At 50.0% G+C, this 728-nt stretch carries 1 protein-coding gene and 1 pseudogene; one reads left to right on the top strand and one right to left on the bottom strand.

All coding sequences use genetic code 11. The features are described 5' to 3' along the window. Nucleotides 1–304 (bottom strand): annotated as a pseudogene (locus tag EST62_RS12465) (hypothetical protein); the annotation flags it as partial. Between the two features lie 252 nt (nucleotides 305–556). Here EST62_RS12465 and EST62_RS13920 point away from each other — a divergent pair. Then, entirely contained in the window at nucleotides 557–679 is a 123-nt protein-coding gene (locus EST62_RS13920) for a hypothetical protein (RefSeq protein ID WP_256372373.1), read from the top strand. Nucleotides 680–728 lie beyond the last annotated feature (49 nt).

Below are 728 nucleotides of genomic sequence, written 5' to 3' on the forward strand. Positions count from 1 at the left end.
CGTTCAGCCCAGCCTCCGACGACGTGCCACGACGGCCGCCAAGCTCGTTCAGTTCGGCCTCGGATGACTGGCTCCGGCGACCGCCAAGCTCGTTCAGCCCAGCCTCCGACGATGCGCTCCGGCGACCGCCAAGCTCGTTCAGCTCGGCTTCGGATGACGCAGCTCTGCGACCGCCAAGCTCGTTCAGTTCGGCCTCGGATGACTGGCTCCGGCGACCGCCAAGCTCGTTCAGTTCAGCCTCCGACGACGTGCCACGACGACCGCCAAGCTCGTTCAGCTCGGTTGGCACTGTTTTTGTTTCCATAACCGATGATCCCGAAACAGCAGCAACGGCTTCGATGCATTCGCCGGGACCGGATCCGTTCCCGTAGCGATCCGCGGATTCGGTTCCCTGAGCATAAATGCCCGCCGGGGCAAGACATAACGCCAACAGTAACAACGACAGTTTTTTCATGATATGATGTTTTGAATTAGGGGATGATAATAATCGTGTAAAAGAAATGATACTACTTATCCCTTTTTCACTCTTGTAATATACATCACTCACCCCAATAACATGAAAGAAAATAAATATTTTGTTGGTCCGCATACACAAAAAAAATATGCCAAAAGAAAAGGCATGGCAGAAAAAAATATTGAATCTCTATGGGATATATTCCCCGAAGCTCTGCTTCGTTAAAGATAAAAGTGTAATAATTGAGCACATATATTCATAAAAGTCATAATGT

It is taken from the genome of Chlorobaculum sp. 24CR (assembly GCF_004118635.1).
Lineage (GTDB): Bacteria > Bacteroidota > Chlorobiia > Chlorobiales > Chlorobiaceae > Chlorobaculum.

Excerpts from the sequence above, each read along its gene's own strand:
- EST62_RS13920 (WP_256372373.1), top strand. The coding sequence starts at position 557 with ATGAAAGAAAATAAATATTTTGTTGGTCCGCATACACAAAAAAAATAT.